This window comes from Lentibacillus sp. (assembly GCF_035301925.1).
GTDB lineage: Bacteria > Bacillota > Bacilli > Bacillales > Amphibacillaceae > Lentibacillus.
In genome coordinates this window covers 47,712-64,512 of record NZ_DATGTI010000007.1, presented here as the reverse complement: position 1 = coordinate 64,512, position 16,801 = coordinate 47,712, and the positions used below count along the sequence as shown (strand labels likewise).

The following is a 16,801-nucleotide window of genomic DNA, read 5'->3' as shown; positions in this document are numbered from 1 at the left end:
TTATTCCTCCCAGCTTATCTTACCTTTTTTACGCATATAACTTAAAATCCGCCGTTCAATTTTCCGATTAAATTGCGTCACTTTTCCATCGGTCTGAACGATTGGCACAACCAATATGGTATAAAATCCAGCAAAATTGCCGCCAAGCACATCCGTCAATACCTGGTCACCTATGACAACAATTTCGTCTTTATTTAATTTCATTTCCTTTGCAGCCCGATTAAATGCATGACGCAAAGGTTTTCGCGCACTGAATAGAAACGGGGTATTAAGCGGTTCCGAAAAAATCTTCACCCGCTCCCATGTATTATTTGAAATAATGGTCACTTTTATATTATGCGCCTTCATCCGTTTGAACCATTCGGTAATTTCGGGCGTTGCATTGGCAACGTCCCAGGCTACCAATGTGTTATCCAAATCTGTGATGATCCCTTTAATACCTTTTTGCTTTAATGCCTCCGGATTGATATCAAATATACTTTTCACATGCTCGTTTGGCAAAAGGAGATTTAACAACCGTTACACCTCTTATGACTTAAATTACAATATGTTTACTTATGTAAACCGTTCAACACCCATTCTATGAACTCAAAAATCGTATAAAGGCTATTTATTATAACTTAATCCTATAATACCTTTCCATCATATAAAAGGAATATCCTAACTGAAAGACACAATTATGCCAAGAAACGTTCGACAATTTCTATCATGTTTCGATATGTGGATAACTTTATACACAAAATCCACACTGCAATATCAACATTTTTCGTTCTTATCCATCATTTGTACACAAGTTATCTACAGGCGCCTGTAGATAACAATCATCTTGTTCTGCCATCTGTTTCGTGATAAATTATAAACTATCAACAGATATAGACGCTGAGTTCCAAAAGTTAGGAGGGCTATATTCATGAAGTATTTATCTGATGAACTACTGCTGGAATCTTATTACAAAGCAAATGAATTAAATTTAAGCCCCGACTTTATATATTTGATTGAAAAAGAAATTTACAGAAGAAATTTAACTGACAAACTAAAATTGTATAGTTAAGTGACAACATTTGCCAACCCCTGACATTTAAAATGGTCAGGGGTTTTCGTTTTTTGTGCCGGTCAAATTATGATAAGCTATTCTTGATAACATTTCAATTTGTACATAAACTATTGCACAGCCAAACGGCCGGTGGTCCCCCAAACTGTATAAAGTTGCTTTAATCATTTAGAGGAGGATTACAATTCAGATGATATTTACAGTACTGATCCCACTTCTGCTTGCTTGTTTTGTTCCATTCATTAGTAAATTCAAACATCAAATACATACGGGTGTGTTTGTATTCTTTATACCACTGGTCATTTTCCTTTACTTTATCCAATTCATCGGTTTAGGATTTGAGCCGATACGTCATACATATAGCTGGATTCCATCGCTTGGGGTGAATTTCGATTTCTATCTGGACGGGCTGAGCCTTTTGTTCGCCCTATTAATAAGCGGTATTGGAGCACTTGTTGTTTTATATTCAATCTATTATCTTGACCGAAGTGAACGGCTGGGACATTTTTATGTTTATTTACTCATGTTCATGTCAGCCATGCTCGGGGTCGTTTTATCAGATAATGTTTTTGTGCTTTATACATTTTGGGAGCTGACCTCCATTTCGTCATTTTTGCTGATTGGTTATTGGCATTTTAAAGAAAAATCCCGATATGGTGCATTGAAATCAATGATCATTACCATTTTCGGCGGTTTGAGCATGTTTGGCGGATTTTCACTGTTAACCGTTATTTCCGGTACAACAAGTATCCAGTCAATGATTGCAAATGTGGATGTTATTCTTGACAGTCCATATATGCCGCTTGCACTTGGCTTTATTTTGCTGGGTGCCTTTACGAAGTCCGCCCAATTTCCATTCCATATCTGGCTGCCTGATGCCATGGAAGCGCCGACACCTGTCAGTGCCTACCTACACTCAGCGACTATGGTAAAAGCGGGGCTCTATTTAGTGGCACGATTCTCCCCGGTTTTCGGGACTTACGAATGGTTTTTCATCATTGTCAGCATTGTTGGCATCATCACGCTTTGCTGGGCATCCTATATGGCTGTCCACCAGACCGATTTGAAAGCAATCCTGGCCTTCTCGACCATCAGTCAGCTGGGCATGATAATGGCTATGCTTGGCTTTGGTACAAAAGCTGCCATTTTTGCCGCCGTTTTCCATATTCTTAACCATGCCACGTTTAAAGGAAGCCTGTTCATGGTTGCCGGAACTGTTGACCATGAAACAGGCACCCGTGATATACGCAAACTTGGCGGGCTCTTGACCTTTATGCCGATTACCGCAACCCTTGCTTTATTTGGAACATTTTCCATGGCGGGTATCCCTTTGCCATTCCTGAATGGTTTTTACAGTAAAGAATTATTTTTTGAATCAACATTGGATTTGCAGGGTGCCGGTGCGATTGCAAGTGTTCTGGCTGATATCATCCCGTATCTAGCAGTGTTTGGCAGTATTTTTACATTTGTTTATTCACTTTACTTTCTGTTTGGCACTTTCGGGGGCAAAACACAGTTTGACAAACTCCCGGTTAAGCCGCATGAAGCACCAATTGGTATGCTTGCATCGCCTATCATTCTCGTGCTTGGGGTTATCTTGATCGGACTGTTTCCAAGTGCGGTCAACGGCACATTCATTGCCCATGCCGCTGAAGCTGTATACGGTGAGGAAGTGGTAAAAGACATTGAATTCTGGCATGGATGGGATGCCCCGGCATTCCAGATGTCCCTTGTTGTTGTCGGCATCGGTACAGTCCTGACAGCAACAAGAACGAGATGGAACAGGGTTTACCGCTTCCTCCCCGGTAAATTAAGTGTGAATAAAGTTTACGATGGGATAATGGACAAACTTGATACTTATTCAAGGAAGATTACCACATTTTATATGACTGGTTCACTGCGGCTATATATGGCAATTATTTTGAGTACCATTGTTATTGTCACGGTCAGCTTCATGCTGGCAACGGGCGGCTTTACGATTGATTTTGGCAACCTGGCCTCTGTTACTATTATTGACCTTGCCGTTGCACTGGTCATTACGGCCGCAGCTATTGGAACCATTTTTGCGAAAAAGAATGTCGCAGCCATTTTGATCGCTGGTGTCGCAGGCTATGGTGTATCCCTGCTGTTTGTCATTTACCGGGCACCTGATCTTGCTTTGACACAATTAGTGGTGGAAACTGTTTCAGTGGCTCTGTTTCTGTTATGTTTCTATCACCTGCCTGATCTTAAGAAGCAACATGAACCGCTCCATACCAAAACAACAAATACCATCGTGTCTGTCGGCTTTGGGGCCATGATGACACTGATTGGCATTTCTGCTCACAGCAGTGATTGGTTTGGAACTATTTCTGATTATTTCGTTGAGACATCGAAGCCACTCGGCGGCGGAAACAACATCGTCAACGTTATCCTCGTTGACATGCGCGGACTTGATACATTGTTTGAAATAACGGTTTTGGGTATTGCAGTGCTTGCCATTTACACCCTCATTAAATTAAAGACAGATAAGGGGGGAAAATAGATGGAATTTATTATTCTGATTCTATCGGGCGTGCTGTTTGCTGCAGCCATTTATAACTTACTGCAAAAACAATTGCTGAGACTGATTATAGGGTCAGTGCTGCTCTCACATGGGGCACACTTGTTTCTCCTGACGATGGGCAAATTGAAAAGAGGCAATCCGCCCATTCTGACTGAAGGCGTCAGTGACTATACCGATCCGCTGCCACAGGCGCTGATTTTAACATCAATTGTCATCAGTTTTGGAATCACCAGTTTGCTTTTGGTTCTGGCATATCGAACTGCAAAAGAAAATGATACGGATAATATGGAGCAATTAAGGGGTAACGAAAATGAGTAATCTAGCCGTTTTACCAATCATCATACCATTGATCGCGGGAATCATTCTCGCCTTTTTTCCAAAAAAATTAACACTTGTCCGTACACTGACGAAACTCTTTATAATCGGCAACCTTGCCGTAGTGAGCTATATCGTATGGCAGGTGTTTAATCATGGGGCCATTATACTTGAAACCGGTGACTGGGCTGCTCCATATGGCATCGTTATCGTTGCCGATCAGCTCTCTGTTCTGCTTGCCCTCACCACAAACATTGTTGCGGCAGCTTGTGCGTTTTATGCCCCGTATTCCCTGTCAGACAGGAAAGAAAAATATTACTTTTACTCATTCTTTTTCTTTCTGATTAGTGGGGTTTCAGGTGCTTTTCTGACCGGTGATATTTTTAATTTATTTGTATTTTTTGAAGTGCTGTTAATGGCATCATATGCACTGATTGTTCTGGGCGGGGATAAAGTACAGCTCCGGGAGTCGGTTAAATATGTATTCATTAACCTATTCTCGTCCATGCTGTTCGTAACCGCCGTCGGTTTTTTATATGGTACTGTCGGTACAGTGAACATGGCCCAGATTGCCCAACGTGTACAGGAAGTCGATCAGCAAGGAGTCCTGACAACCATCGGTATCCTTCTTTTCTTTGTATTTGCTGTAAAAGCGGCACTGTTTCCGCTGTATTACTGGATGCCAAAATCATATGTTGTACCAAATCCGGTCATTTCGGCCTTATTTGGCGCCCTGCTGACAAAAGTTGGCATCTATTCAATCATCCGAGTTTTTTCATTAATCTTCATACATAAAATTGAACTGACACATGAAGTTTTTATTTGGATTGCAGGATTATCGATGATTTTTGGTATATTTGGCGCATTATCGACCAATAATATAAAATTGATCATCGCATACAATATCATTCCGGCAATCGGATTTATTCTGATGGGAATTGGCGTATTCAATCAGGATGCTGTCAGCGGGGCCATCTATTATTTGATCCATGATATGGTGATTAAGGCAAGCCTGTTCCTGCTAGTGGGGACGATTGCTTACGCTGCCGGAACTTCTGATCTGCAGAAATTCAATGGTCTTCTTCACTATTACCCATTCCTGGGATGGCTATTGTTTGTTTCCGGGTTTATTCTTGCGGGCATCCCCCCTTTCAGCGGTTTTATCGGAAAACTGCTTTTACTGAAAGGATCCCTGGCTGCAGAAGAAATTGCGATTGTGATCATCGCTTTACTATCAAGCTTGCTGATACTTTACTCCATTATGAAGATTTTTATCAGAGGATTCTGGGGTGAAAAAGATGCGTCTTTTGAACCGAAATCCATCAAAGGGCGGACAGCTCCGGTTGTTGTATTATTGGCGATCTCCGTCTTTATGGGAATCGGAGCGGAATTTATTTACCCGTCAGTTGAATCGATTTCCAAGTATTTGCTTGATCCGGCAAACTATATCAATGCTGTATTAGAGGGGTAATGCTTTATGACATTCCAAATTGTTATTAATCTAATCATAGCAGTCATGTGGATGCTCCTTAGTGAAAGTTACACCGTACCCAGCTTTATTACTGGGTACTTGCTAGGGGTACTGTTACTGCTTCTTTTAAATCGCTTTGTACCGGACACCTTCTACTTGAAACGTGTTTTTAAAATATGCGGACTCATTCTGCTGTTTATAAAGGAGCTTGTTTTATCCAACATCGATATTGTAAAACTAGTTTATGCACGCAAACCTGAATTCGAACCGGGGATTTTTGCTTTGCCGACCGAATTAAAGAGTAACTGGGAAATAACACTTCTTGCCAACCTTATATCTCTGACACCTGGTACGTTATCAGTTGCCGTATCGCATGACAATACACATTTGTATATACATGCAATGCATATCGATGACATTAACGATGAAATACATTCAATCAAGAATACGTTTGAAAAAGCTATCATGGAGGTGACACGATGAATCAACTCTTATCCGCATCATATACCATCATTGAGATAGCGACCATTATTTGTCTAGCAGCCATTTCCGTTTCACTTATTTTGCTGGTTTACCGGATCATAACCGGTCCTACAAGTGCGGATCGTGCAGTCGCACTTGACTCCGTGGGCATGAATATGATGGGTATGGCGGCATTGACGGCCGTCCTGATTCCAACAACAAAAATAAATGACGTTATTTTATTGATTGGAATCCTTTTATTCATCGGGACAGTTGCCATAGCCAAATATCTGGAAAAGGGTGTTATCATTGATCGAGACTTGGACTGAGATTATTGCAAATATCATCATTGCCTTTTTTCTGCTATCAGGGGCTTTTTTTCTGTTATCAAGCTCAATAGGAGTCATACGCTTTCCGGATGTATACACAAGGCTTCATGCAACAACGAAAGGTGCTACACTTGGTATTTCAGGTTTGCTGATAGGTGCTTTTTTATTCCTATATTTACAGCATGATATCGTCAGCGGGAAGTTATTACTGGCCGTCGTATTTACGCTTTTAACCTCCCCTGTTGCCGGGCATATGATTTCAAGAGCAGCTCACAGGGCTGGTGCCAAACCGGTTACGAGACATCGAACCGATGAATATGAACAAGCGATTCAAAAACAGAAACAGCATCAGAAGTGACTCTGGCGGGTCGCTTTTTTTATGCCCATCCGAATTCCGGCATTGAAAGGTTAGAATGGAGCAATTTTATAATCGGACAGACACAAAAACAACATCTCCTTCATACAGTTGATATATAGGCAATAGCCTAGCCGCTGTTCAAAGGAGGTGTCTGTATTTGTCAGGCATTTTAAGTTTTCTCGGCCTGCTGATTAAAGAAGCGCTCTTTTTTGTCTCCTATGTCAAAAACCACGCATTTCCACAGCCATTGCCCCCGGAAGACGAAGCAAAATACATCCGACAAATGCAGGAAGGTGATGAAGAAGCTCGGAACAAACTGATTGAACACAATTTACGACTGGTCGCACACATCGTCAAAAAATTTGAGAACACCGGAGAGGATATGGAAGACCTTATTTCCATCGGCACAATCGGACTGATCAAAGGTATTGAAAGCTACTCAGCCGACAAAGGAACAAAATTGGCAACATACGCGGCCCGATGTATCGAAAATGAAATATTGATGCATTTGCGTACGTTAAAAAAAGTAAAAAAAGATGTTTCGCTTCATGATCCGATCGGCCAGGATAAAGAGGGAAATGAAATTAGCCTGATCGATATTTTGGAAGCTGAAAACCAGAATATCATTGAATACATCCAGTTGAATATGGAAATTGAGAAGATGAATGATTACTTATCCATCCTTGACACAAGAGAAAGGGAAGTGATTCTGTACCGATACGGATTAAATAACTACAAAGAAATGACACAGCGGGAAATTGCCAAAATGCTTGATATATCGCGAAGTTATGTATCAAGGATCGAAAAACGGGCCCTTATGAAAGTCTTTCACGAATACTACCGGAAAGAATATAAGCAAAAATAACGTGCGGGTTACCATACCCGCACGTTACTCCCGAAGTTTCAGTTTTAAACGGTGCGCCCGGAAACTGAGCCAGCCTGCTGTGAATGCTGCCAAAAAAGACAGTATGGTCAGTCCTTTTCCATCCGGGGAATAATCAATATACGTATTGATAATGGCTCCCATATATAAATAAGAAGCTAGTATCATTAATGTCACAGTGAAACGGCGATAGTCCTTCAGCTTTAAATCCAGATGCTGTCTCTGTCGTTGCATACAATGTACCCCTCCCTATACTGAAAATCATAACACATGGCATGCTTGTTAACGGAAGGTAAATCATGGATATAGCTGCTTCACAGTGTCTTGACAATGCTCATAATCAAGTTTGCTGCATTTTGTGAGGCTGTTTCCAGGAATGCATCAAATGAAATGGACGATTGTTTTCCTGCAATATCGGATAATGCCCGAATCACAACAAAGGGTGTCTCATACTGGTGACAAACTTGTGCAATCGCTGCAGCTTCCATTTCCGCAGCAATCATATCCGGAAATTTTTCCCTGACAGCTTTTACTTTTGCAAAATCTTGCATAAATGAATCACTTGTTGCAATCATCCCTTCACGGAATTGAATACCTAGTTGTTTAACCGCTTCTCTTGCTTGTGCAACCAAACCAGTATCCGCCGTATACATGGCAGGCATTCCCGGAACTTGCCCGTACGCATAGCCGAATGCTGTAGCATCCACATCATGATGGACAACCTGTGACGAAATCACAATATCCCCGACATCCAAATCATTGGCAAAACCACCGGCTGAACCGGTATTGATAACGTATGCCGGTGTAAATCGCTCATGTAAGATGGCAGTTGCCATCCCTGCATTCACTTTTCCAATTCCTGATTTCAGCAATACGGCATTATGGCCGAACAGTTTTCCATGGATAAATAAACAATTTGCTGCCATTGTTTCTTCTATATCTGTCATATTTTCCTGTAATAATGCTATTTCTTCATCCATAGCTCCAATAATCCCTATTGTCATGTCGTTTCCTCCATTAGCCAGAATTATGCCAAACGTTATTTTTTATCGTTTTCCTTCAATCTTTCCACTTTTATTGGCTGCCATCCCTCATTGGCCACCCACGTATTATAGACACGGTATATTTCGGTTTCATTCGGATCCGAAACCGTATTGATCACGCTTTGGTCCCCATTCCGTTCAACCCACCACATGATGAAATTATTCTCATCCAGACCGGTTGCAGCCGCTACTGCTTTTCGCATTTCCTGTCTGTCCTGTGAGCCATCGGAATAATTTGTCGTATGGGGTTCGGACTGTTCTGTGCCTACAGGCTGCCAATCACCCGTATAGGCCTCGATCACATTATCATCAGATGGCTCAACTTGTTCGGTATCCACTTCCTGGTTATCCTCTTCTTCTGTATCGGTATCATCTGTGGAGCCTGTCCCATCCTCAGAGTCATTTGCTTTAGGATCCGTATTATTTTCAGCCGATTCATCATTCTGTTCTTCCTCTATCGAGGGGGCATTCCCATCTTCCTGCGCTGGCTCATTTGTCTGTCCATCATCTGTCTCATCAGCTTCATCACTGCCGCCGAAAAAAATCAGCCCCAGTAATACTACCAGTAATAAACTTCCCACCACAATTAATATCGATAAGAGTTTTGTGTTTTTCCTTCTTTTTTCAAACTTATTAACACGTGATGTCGGCACGGGCTAATCCCTCCTATAAACTATCATCTATTATGTTATCATATTTTATTAAGCAAACTATATGACAAATTACCGATTTTCCATATAAAGCGAAACTTCATTCAGCGGGCGCTCTTTCCCCGCTGAATGTTAGTTGAGCAGAATCGGACATTTAAGGACAGTTAGCCGCCGTACTTAGGCGGGTTACTGTCCTTTACATGCGGGATAAAGCGAAACTTCATTCAGCGGGCGCTCTTTCCCCGCTGATTGTTAGTTAAACATGTCCCTTTCCATAAGCTGCGTCTCCCAATTCAATCAGCCCTAAGCATAAAAAAGAAGCTATAGGCTTTCTATAGCTTCTTTTGATTTATAGTATTGGTAAACATTTTTATGAGCTTATTAATCGGATGATTATTCGACTTTCAAAATCCTGACCATAATATCCCCGGCAGGTGTTGAGACGGAAACTTCAGCCCCCGCTTCCTGGCCGATTAAACTTTTGGCCATTGGGGAGTCGTTTGAAATTTTGCCTTCGAATGGATCAGATTCAGCACTTCCGACAATCGTATAGGTTTCTTCATCTCCATCAGGCAGCTCTTTGAACGTGACGGAACTGCCTAATGAAACGATATCAGGGTTCTCTTTATCATTCTCAATGATGACAGCGTTGCGAATCATTTTTTCCACCTGAGCTATGCGTGATTCAACAAACGCTTGTTCATCTTTGGCTGCGTCATACTCAGAGTTCTCGGAAAGGTCGCCAAACCCCCGTGCAACCTTAATACGCTCCACTACTTCCTGTCTTCGTTCCGTTTTCAAATACTGCAGTTCCTCTTCCAGCTTTTCTTTCCCCTCTTGTGTCATATAATAACTTTTCTCTGTAGCCATGAACATATACACTCCTTTTATCTTCAGAAAACCATATTGAGTTTAGACATTATTACTAGCAACTACTATGGCAGATTTAATTTAAATTTTCAATACGTTTCAACCTAATTTATTTGGCCCTTGATAAAATCTTTTCAATTTTTGTAGCCATGATATCAATGGCTACATGGTTCTGGCCGCCTTCCGGGATAATGATATCCGCATAGCGTTTTGTCGGTTCCACAAATTGAAGATGCATTGGCCGTACAACGCTTTCGTATTGCTCAATAACGGAATCCAATGTTCTGCCCCGTTCCTTGATATCCCTTAACAGTCGACGGATAATGCGGACATCAGCATCCGTATCAACAAATACCTTTATGTCCATTAAATCCACCAGACGCTGATCTTCCAGAATGAGTATACCTTCCAGGATGATCACCTCTTTTGGTTCAACTGTGATCACTTTGTCTGACCTGGTATGCATTTTATAATCATAAACCGGTTTTTGAATCGGCTTATGGCTGAGCAAGTCATGGATATGGCTGATCAGCAGATCGTTGTCAAAAGCCAGTGGATGATCATAATTGGTATTCAATCTTTCTTCAAACGGCAAATGGCTCTGATCTTTATAATAATAATCCTGTTCAAGGACTAGAATCGTTTTATCCTGGAAACGCTGACAGATCGAACTTGTTACGGAGGTCTTGCCGCTTCCGCTTCCACCGGCAACACCGATAACAACTGGTTTCTCAGGCATGGGATGATGACTCCTTTCTTTCTGTTTTTTTGCTGATTGCGATCCCGTCGCCAATGGGCACGATAGTTGTCGTGAAATCCGGATGATTGACAAGCCAATCGTTGTATGCACGGATTTTTCGGGCAATTTTCTGATATCTGGGATGCGTTTTTTCTTTATCTGCTACATACCCTTTGAACAGAACATTATCGGTTAATACAAATCCTCCTTTTGCTACAAGCGGGGAGGAAAGTTCAAAAAAGCGCTGGTACTTGCCTTTGGCAGCATCAATCAATACCACATCGAATGTGCTTCCTGTCAAGATCTGCAGTTTGTCAATGGCATCCCCATGTATAATCTGGATATGATCCTGTTTAGCGGCATCTCTGATAATCCGGTCCGCCTGATTATAACGCTGTTCATCTTTTTCAATGGTTACAATGGTTGCCTCCGGGTTTGCCTGCAGCATTCTTAAGGCAGAATATCCAATGGCTGTCCCAATTTCCAAAATTCGTTGTGGCTTTGTCAGCCGGATTAATTGCATAACAAAATGCATTCCCAAGGGATCCATAATTGGTACGCCATCTTTGCCGGCAGTCTGTTCCAGTTCATGAACCCAGTTCTCCTCAGCCGGCAATGTCTGCATTAAGTAATCCGTCAGCGTCTCATCCATTCGATCACCCTCTTCTACGATGGCATTAAAAAACAGGAAATGCGGGATCAAATTTTTACCGCACTTCCACTGATGTTCAAAAAGGAGGATAAAAAGGACCGGCAGGCTAAGTTCTCAGGCGTCCTGTGCGGGCGCCTGCACCAGCGTCAATCGCGTCAACATTCGAGGCGGCGCAGTTTCGAGTAACGGGCTTCCACAGGATGTTGTGAGTTCTGCAGTTGGCTATTGACGTGGACGGTTTTAGCAGAACTTCCTCTATGATTTTAGATACATGAGTAGCGGAGAAACAAGCCAACGAGCTCCCAAGGGATGTGGTGACTTCTGCACCCGTCACAGGACGTGAGCGGTTTTAGCAGAAGGTCCCCTGTTCGATGTGTCATTTTTACCGGCTTTTTGAACAGCCCTTTCCACTTTTTCTAATTAATGTACTGCTCCCTTAACTTATTATGCTCTTCATTTGTTTCCGAGAAATGAATATTGCCTTCATCATCATGCAAGAAATATAAATAATCCGATTCTTCCGGATTAACGGTTGCCTGTAACGATGTTTCGGCAAAATTTGATATTGGCCCGACAGGCAGTGAATTCACGTGATACGTATTATATGGTGATGCCACTTCCAAATCTTCATGCAATACTTTTTCTTTATGTTCTCCGAGCGCATATAGCACTGTCGGATCTGTCTGAAGTGGCATTCCTTCATCAAGCCTGTTATAAAATAAGCCGGCAATTTTTTTACGCTGTTTGTCGGAGCTTGCTTCCTTTTCAACAAGTGACGCCATCGTGACTGCCTCATGTACGGTTAAATCATGAGCGGCAATCTCGTCCAAATAAGGTGTCAGAACATTGACTGTTTTTTCAAGCATCCGGTTTACCACCGTTTCGACAGATGGTTCCTCATTATAAAATTTATAAGTGGCAGCATACAAATAACCTTCCAGTGGTGTCCTGATTTCAGGATTCAGGATATCATTTGTCAATATATCAGGGTATGAATTGATCAATGTTTCAATATAGCCCCGGTCATTTACCTTATTCAAAAAATCTTTTTTGCTGAAGGGCATTTCATTCGCATAAATATGAGCTATCTCGTCGATCGTTTTTCCTTCAGGTATTGTGATTGTATATAGCGGGGCTTCCATAACCTTCCCGTTTTGAAGCGCTTCTATTAATTCCTCAATCCCCATGGAAGGTGATAAAATATATTCACCTGCCTGGAAATCAGTCACATTATTGAGTTTCGTATAGACACGAAAAACAATGTCATCTTTTATAATGTTATGATCTTCAAGGATGGCTGCAATATCAGATGTTGAGGAACCCATTGGAACTTCAACGTTAACATCCTTATCACTGTCAGGGTCGACAGGCTGCAATGCGGATTTAATGTAAAAATAGCCGGATATGATGCCGACAATAAAAATAAGGATTAGTGAGATGATGACCACCGCAGCTATTTTCCGGACCATTTTAGCATCCTCACTACGCTTCAGCAAGTTTTCCTTATAACTTCCTGACATTTTCTTTTTGGACATCTGCCTCCCCCTTTCACCCGCTATATTATACTAAAAATCATGATAACAATCTATTGAAATGTCAAAAGAAAAACTGATATCCATCAAGATATCAGTTAGTGCCAACCGATTCTATCTTCACTCACCGTTCTCTTCATCAATCAACGTATGAAACATTTCCTCAACCATTTCCCATTCCTCATCAGATTCAATGGGAAACAGGGAAAGGTCATCATCATTTTTTTCCTGTTCTTCAAACCGGAATGCATACACTTCAACTTCCTCGTCTTCTTTCTGTTCCGCCGGGACGACAGCTAAATAGGAATTCCCGGTCTGATCGACATCAAATGTGAACAGTACTTCAAAAAGATGTTCTTCACCATTTTCATCAGGTATGATGATTCGTTCATTTTCTTCCAGTGCCATTACTACACTCCTTTATATTTGTCCTGATCCAGATAACTTTGCAGGATCATGACCGCTGCCATTTTATCAATGACTTTTTTCCGTTTTTGCCGGCTCATGTCGGCCTCCAGTAAGACACGTTCAGCAGCAGCCGTTGATAAACGTTCATCCCAGAGCACCACTGGAATGCCGTGGACCTCCTCGACATGTTTGGCATAAGCCTCGGATGCCTCGCCGCGTTCACCAATCGATCCATTCATATGTTTCGGCAGTCCAATAACAGCTTTCCCGATAGCTTGCTCGTCTATTATCTTTTTTATCTGTTCATCAGCGGAATAAATATCTTGTTCATCCCATCTGATTGTTGTCAGGCCCTGCGCTGTTAAGCCCAAAGGATCACTTACAGCAACCCCGATTGTCTTGGAACCGACATCAAGTCCGATTATTTTCATTTAGCTCTCCTTCTTCTGTTCCTCGAGGTAAAACTTCACAACCTCTTCAATGACTTCATCGCGTTCAGCTTTGCGTATCAAATTCCGCGCATCATTGTACCTCGGTATATATGCAGGGTCACCTGATAATAAATAGCCAACTATCTGATTGATTGGATTGTAGCCTTTTTCCTTAAGTGCATCGTGAACGGTCAACACGATTTCTTTTATATCCTGATCAAAAGGCTCTTCGGAAAAGTTAAACTTCATCGTTTTATCAATGGAGCTCATAGTGACACCTCATTTCATATGTTTTACCTGCATTTTCTATTCTAACATGTTTATCGTTCCTATTATAACTTTTTTAACAGATAGAATACAGATTGTCTATTCATTTAAATGTTTTGTAACATATTGTTTGGCCATATCAAGTGCGTCACTGATTTTATCAGGATTTTTACCACCCGCCTGGGCCATATCAGGACGGCCACCACCGCCACCGCCGCATATTTCTGCAGCTTGTTTGATCATGTTGCCGGCATGCAACCCTTTATCCATCAAATCTTTCGTCACACCTGCAGCCAATTGCACTTTTTGCCCGTTCGCCGCTGCAAGCAGAATGACACCTGAATCAAGTTTTTGTTTCAGGTCATCCACCATATTTCTGAGCTGGCTCATATCTTTAACACTGACTTGCTGAGCCAGTACAGTTACGCCATTTACGAGCTCACTGTTTTCAATGATTGATGAAGCCTCTTGATTGGATAATTTTGCGTTCAGCGATTCATTTTCTTTCTGCAATGACTTGATTTCCTCGTATAATCCTTCGACACGTTCAACAACATTTTCATCGTTTGTTTTCAAAAGACTTGCAGCTCTCTGCAGTATACCCAGTTTTTCATTGACATAACCAAATGCCTGTTTGCTTGATACAGCATCGATCCTTCGTGTTCCGGCACCTATGCCCGTTTCCGAAATGATTTTGAATAAACCGATCTCGTCAGTATTTCCGACATGGCAGCCGCCACACAGCTCGATACTGTAATCACCGATTTGAACAACTCTGACAATATCCCCGTATTTTTCACCAAATAAAGCCATCGCACCCATCGCTTTGGCTTCCTCCAGCTTTTTATGATCGATAACAACCGGTAATGAAGCCCAGATCTTTTCATTTACGTTTTGCTCGATCTGTTTCAGTTGTTCCTGACTAACGGAACTGAAATGGGAAAAGTCAAACCGTAAACGGTCCGGTGCTACGAGCGAGCCTGCCTGATTGACATGGTCGCCGAGCACATCCTTCAGAGCCTGATGCAGCAAGTGTGTTGCAGTATGATTTTTTACAATCCCGGAACGGAAAACGTCCTCCACTAACGCTTTCACATTTTCACCTGTACGGATTTCACCTTCTTTGATATGGACCTTGTGAACGTGCTGACCCTTTGGCGCCTTCTGGACATCCTCGACATATGCTGAAGCATTATCCGTATAGATCCAGCCATTGTCAGCAATTTGCCCGCCACTTTCAGCATAAAATGGGGTTTCTTTCAGGAATATCAGGACATCATCCCCTGCAGTTGCGGTATCGGCGTGTTCTTTGTCATGAATGATCACATCAACCGTTGTTTCCACTTCCAGTTGATCATAGCCGACAAAGGTGCTGTCAGTTTCCACCTCACTCAAGATACTGTCCTGGACCTGCATTGAGTCAACTTTTTGCCTGGCATTTCTAGCCCGTTCACGCTGTTTGTTCATCTCCTGTTCGAACCCTTGTTCATCAATCGTAAATCCATGCTCTGCAACATATTCTTCCGTCAGCTCTTTCGGAAAACCATACGTATCATATAATCTGAATATCTCGACACCCGGAAATACATCACTTCCTTTTTGTTTTTCCTTTTGAATGATGGTATTTAATATGTCCAGTCCATCGTTCAATGTTTCGTGGAACCGTTCTTCTTCTGTTCTGATGACATTTTCGATATACGTATGCTGTTTAAGCACTTCCGGATAGAAGTCCTCCATGATTTCACCAACAATTGGAACCAGTTTATACATAAAAGGAGCATCAATTTCAAGCTGCTTGGCAAAACGAACTGCCCGGCGCAGCAACCTTCGCAGTACATAGCCACGGCCCTCATTGGACGGCAGCGCCTTGTCACCTACTGCAAACGCTACAGTTCGTACATGGTCGGCAATCACTTTGAATGCTGTATCATCCGCTGTTTTTTGGCCATATGTTTTACCGGAAATCTCTTCCGTTTTTCGTATAAGCGGCATAAACAGATCGCTTTCAAAATTTGTCGGCACATCCTGGATAACCGATACGACCCGTTCAAGTCCCATTCCTGTATCAATATTTTTCTTCGGCAGTGGTGTGTAAGTATTATCGGGGTTATGATTAAACTGTGAAAAGACCAAATTCCAAATTTCCAAGTATCGTTCATTTTCACCGCCTGGATAAAGTTCAGGATCAGTCGGATCATTTCCATAACGTTCGCCGCGGTCATAAAAAATCTCCGTGTTTGGACCGCTTGGCCCCTCACCAATATCCCAAAAATTTTCTTCGAGTCTGATGATGCGTTCTTTTGGAATTTGAATATCGTGTAGCCATATGTCATACGCTTCATCATCCTCCGGGTGAACGGTTACGGATAACAGTTCCGGGTCAAATCCGATCCATCTATCGCTTGTTAAAAACTCCCATGCGTACTGAATGGCTTCTTTTTTAAAATAGTCGCCGATGGAGAAATTACCGAGCATTTCAAAAAAGGTATGATGCCTGGCGGTAAAGCCCACATTTTCAATATCGTTTGTCCGGATTGATTTCTGCACATTGACAATGCGTGGATTTTCCGGGATGATCCGTCCATCAAAATATTTTTTTAACGTTGAGACACCGCTGTTAATCCATAACAATGACGGGTCTTCTTTCGGTACCAGTGATGCACTCGGTTCCACTCTGTGCCCTTTTTCCTTAAAAAAATCCAGAAACATTTGCCGAACTTGAGCTGATGTTAGTTGTTTCATATTTTAACCTCCATCAATTTTTATTTTGGAACACGCACTTTTAGCCAATTAAA

Annotated in this window: 20 protein-coding genes; 8 read left to right on the top strand and 12 right to left on the bottom strand. The window is 41.9% G+C overall.

What is annotated here, in order from left to right; translation table 11 throughout:
* Nucleotides 1-516 (bottom strand): YqeG family HAD IIIA-type phosphatase, encoded by a 516-nt coding sequence (locus tag VK080_RS00935; RefSeq protein WP_324222921.1) that lies wholly within the window; start codon nt 514-516, stop codon nt 1-3.
* Nucleotides 517-910: 394 nt separating this feature from the next.
* Between VK080_RS00935 and VK080_RS00930 the strand changes: the two genes are divergently transcribed.
* The 8 genes from VK080_RS00930 to sigK all read left to right on the top strand — a co-directional run bounded on the left by VK080_RS00930 (nt 911) and on the right by sigK (nt 7,396).
* A complete protein-coding gene (locus VK080_RS00930; protein ID WP_324222920.1) occupies nt 911-1,051 on the top strand; it encodes a sporulation histidine kinase inhibitor Sda in 141 nt (46 codons plus the stop codon).
* Between the two features lie 190 nt (nt 1,052-1,241).
* Nucleotides 1,242-3,575, top strand: a complete 2,334-nt coding sequence (locus tag VK080_RS00925; RefSeq protein ID WP_324222919.1) for a Na+/H+ antiporter subunit A — start codon at nt 1,242-1,244, stop codon at nt 3,573-3,575.
* Nucleotides 3,576-3,914 (top strand): Na(+)/H(+) antiporter subunit C, encoded by a 339-nt coding sequence (locus VK080_RS00920; protein ID WP_324222918.1) that lies wholly within the window; start codon nt 3,576-3,578, stop codon nt 3,912-3,914.
* Nucleotides 3,907-5,382 carry a Na+/H+ antiporter subunit D gene (locus tag VK080_RS00915; RefSeq protein WP_324222917.1) on the top strand — a complete coding sequence of 492 codons (1,476 nt, stop codon included), beginning with the start codon at nt 3,907-3,909 and terminating at the stop codon, nt 5,380-5,382. The genes VK080_RS00920 and VK080_RS00915 overlap by 8 nt, the downstream gene beginning before the upstream one ends.
* A 6-nt stretch (nt 5,383-5,388) precedes the next feature.
* Complete coding sequence (locus tag VK080_RS00910; RefSeq protein ID WP_324222916.1) at nt 5,389-5,865, top strand: Na+/H+ antiporter subunit E; 477 nt, start codon at nt 5,389-5,391, stop codon at nt 5,863-5,865.
* Nucleotides 5,862-6,173 (top strand): Na(+)/H(+) antiporter subunit F1, encoded by a 312-nt coding sequence (locus VK080_RS00905; RefSeq protein WP_324222915.1) that lies wholly within the window; start codon nt 5,862-5,864, stop codon nt 6,171-6,173. The genes VK080_RS00910 and VK080_RS00905 overlap by 4 nt, the downstream gene beginning before the upstream one ends.
* On the top strand, nt 6,154-6,531 hold the full coding sequence (gene mnhG / locus VK080_RS00900; RefSeq protein WP_324222914.1) for a monovalent cation/H(+) antiporter subunit G: 378 nt from the start codon (nt 6,154-6,156) through the stop codon (nt 6,529-6,531). Before VK080_RS00905 ends, mnhG begins: the two co-directional genes overlap by 20 nt.
* A 157-nt stretch (nt 6,532-6,688) precedes the next feature.
* The gene (gene sigK, locus VK080_RS00895) at nt 6,689-7,396 is read left to right on the top strand and encodes an RNA polymerase sporulation sigma factor SigK (protein ID WP_324222913.1); all 708 of its coding nucleotides are present in this window, start codon (nt 6,689-6,691) and stop codon (nt 7,394-7,396) included.
* A 24-nt stretch (nt 7,397-7,420) separates the two neighbouring features.
* On the opposite strand, the gene VK080_RS00890 is transcribed toward sigK, so the two are convergent.
* From VK080_RS00890 to alaS, 11 genes are all read right to left on the bottom strand, one after another.
* Nucleotides 7,421-7,648 carry a YrhC family protein gene (locus VK080_RS00890; RefSeq protein WP_324222912.1) on the bottom strand — a complete coding sequence of 76 codons (228 nt, stop codon included), beginning with the start codon at nt 7,646-7,648 and terminating at the stop codon, nt 7,421-7,423.
* Between the two features lie 80 nt (nt 7,649-7,728).
* A complete protein-coding gene (gene mtnN, locus VK080_RS00885) occupies nt 7,729-8,418 on the bottom strand; it encodes a 5'-methylthioadenosine/S-adenosylhomocysteine nucleosidase (RefSeq protein WP_324222911.1) in 690 nt (229 codons plus the stop codon).
* 35 nt (nt 8,419-8,453) lie between these two features.
* Entirely contained in the window at nt 8,454-9,110 is a 657-nt protein-coding gene (locus VK080_RS00880; protein WP_324222910.1) for a YrrS family protein, read from the bottom strand.
* Between the two features lie 390 nt (nt 9,111-9,500).
* A complete protein-coding gene (gene greA / locus VK080_RS00875; RefSeq protein WP_324222909.1) occupies nt 9,501-9,977 on the bottom strand; it encodes a transcription elongation factor GreA in 477 nt (158 codons plus the stop codon).
* Nucleotides 9,978-10,086: 109 nt separating this feature from the next.
* Nucleotides 10,087-10,716 carry a uridine kinase gene (gene udk / locus VK080_RS00870; RefSeq protein ID WP_324222908.1) on the bottom strand — a complete coding sequence of 210 codons (630 nt, stop codon included), beginning with the start codon at nt 10,714-10,716 and terminating at the stop codon, nt 10,087-10,089.
* Complete coding sequence (locus VK080_RS00865; RefSeq protein WP_324222907.1) at nt 10,709-11,368, bottom strand: O-methyltransferase; 660 nt, start codon at nt 11,366-11,368, stop codon at nt 10,709-10,711. The genes udk and VK080_RS00865 overlap by 8 nt, the downstream gene beginning before the upstream one ends.
* A 416-nt stretch (nt 11,369-11,784) precedes the next feature.
* The gene (gene mltG, locus VK080_RS00860; RefSeq protein ID WP_324222906.1) at nt 11,785-12,903 is read right to left on the bottom strand and encodes an endolytic transglycosylase MltG; all 1,119 of its coding nucleotides are present in this window, start codon (nt 12,901-12,903) and stop codon (nt 11,785-11,787) included.
* Between the two features lie 117 nt (nt 12,904-13,020).
* On the bottom strand, nt 13,021-13,308 hold the full coding sequence (locus VK080_RS00855) for a DUF1292 domain-containing protein (RefSeq protein ID WP_324222905.1): 288 nt from the start codon (nt 13,306-13,308) through the stop codon (nt 13,021-13,023).
* 2 nt (nt 13,309-13,310) lie between these two features.
* Entirely contained in the window at nt 13,311-13,739 is a 429-nt protein-coding gene (gene ruvX, locus VK080_RS00850) for a Holliday junction resolvase RuvX (RefSeq protein ID WP_324222904.1), read from the bottom strand.
* Nucleotides 13,740-14,009, bottom strand: a complete 270-nt coding sequence (locus tag VK080_RS00845; protein ID WP_324222903.1) for an IreB family regulatory phosphoprotein — start codon at nt 14,007-14,009, stop codon at nt 13,740-13,742.
* A 96-nt stretch (nt 14,010-14,105) separates the two neighbouring features.
* On the bottom strand, nt 14,106-16,748 hold the full coding sequence (gene alaS / locus VK080_RS00840; RefSeq protein ID WP_324222902.1) for an alanine--tRNA ligase: 2,643 nt from the start codon (nt 16,746-16,748) through the stop codon (nt 14,106-14,108).
* Nucleotides 16,749-16,801 lie beyond the last annotated feature (53 nt).

Coding starts and splice junctions, on each gene's coding strand:
- VK080_RS00915 (WP_324222917.1), top strand. CDS start 3,907: ATGAGTAATCTAGCCGTTTTACCAATCATCATACCATTGATCGCGGGA.
- VK080_RS00910 (WP_324222916.1), top strand. CDS start 5,389: ATGACATTCCAAATTGTTATTAATCTAATCATAGCAGTCATGTGGATG.
- greA (WP_324222909.1), bottom strand. CDS start 9,977: ATGGCTACAGAGAAAAGTTATTATATGACACAAGAGGGGAAAGAAAAG.
- ruvX (WP_324222904.1), bottom strand. CDS start 13,739: ATGAAAATAATCGGACTTGATGTCGGTTCCAAGACAATCGGGGTTGCT.
- mtnN (WP_324222911.1), bottom strand. CDS start 8,418: ATGACAATAGGGATTATTGGAGCTATGGATGAAGAAATAGCATTATTA.
- VK080_RS00905 (WP_324222915.1), top strand. CDS start 5,862: ATGAATCAACTCTTATCCGCATCATATACCATCATTGAGATAGCGACC.
- mltG (WP_324222906.1), bottom strand. CDS start 12,903: ATGTCCAAAAAGAAAATGTCAGGAAGTTATAAGGAAAACTTGCTGAAG.
- VK080_RS00890 (WP_324222912.1), bottom strand. CDS start 7,648: ATGCAACGACAGAGACAGCATCTGGATTTAAAGCTGAAGGACTATCGC.
- VK080_RS00930 (WP_324222920.1), top strand. CDS start 911: ATGAAGTATTTATCTGATGAACTACTGCTGGAATCTTATTACAAAGCA.
- VK080_RS00865 (WP_324222907.1), bottom strand. CDS start 11,368: ATGGATGAGACGCTGACGGATTACTTAATGCAGACATTGCCGGCTGAG.
- VK080_RS00845 (WP_324222903.1), bottom strand. CDS start 14,009: ATGAGCTCCATTGATAAAACGATGAAGTTTAACTTTTCCGAAGAGCCT.
- VK080_RS00925 (WP_324222919.1), top strand. CDS start 1,242: ATGATATTTACAGTACTGATCCCACTTCTGCTTGCTTGTTTTGTTCCA.
- VK080_RS00920 (WP_324222918.1), top strand. CDS start 3,576: ATGGAATTTATTATTCTGATTCTATCGGGCGTGCTGTTTGCTGCAGCC.
- alaS (WP_324222902.1), bottom strand. CDS start 16,748: ATGAAACAACTAACATCAGCTCAAGTTCGGCAAATGTTTCTGGATTTT.
- udk (WP_324222908.1), bottom strand. CDS start 10,716: ATGCCTGAGAAACCAGTTGTTATCGGTGTTGCCGGTGGAAGCGGAAGC.
- VK080_RS00855 (WP_324222905.1), bottom strand. CDS start 13,308: ATGGCACTGGAAGAAAATGAACGAATCATCATACCTGATGAAAATGGT.